Origin of the sequence: Syntrophomonas sp. UBA1041, from assembly GCF_002316705.1 — a bacterium.
Lineage (GTDB): Bacteria > Bacillota > Syntrophomonadia > Syntrophomonadales > Syntrophomonadaceae > DTU019.
The window spans coordinates 8,353-8,559 of sequence record NZ_DCEA01000023.1; the positions used below are offsets into that span (position 1 = coordinate 8,353).

1 protein-coding gene is annotated in these 207 nt (G+C 53.1%); it reads right to left on the reverse strand.

Annotated features, from left to right (window positions below):
• On the reverse strand, positions 1-207 hold a 207-nt coding region (locus B2633_RS04820), incomplete at both ends, for a hypothetical protein (protein WP_483169514.1).

Consider the following 207-nt stretch of genomic DNA (forward strand, 5'->3'; position numbering starts at 1 on the left):
GCCATATTGGCAAACATGGCCTTCAGAGATGCGCCGTCAGTAACAGTAGCGCCAAACATTCCCGCCATCATTTGCGCCATCTCGGAGGAAGCGGCGGCATTCCACACGTCGTTTAGAGCATCGTCGTTTACATAATTGACCAGCGATTCAAAGCTGCCGCTACCGCGATTTGCCCAGGCGGAAAGATTCTCAAAGCCTTCCGCTTGA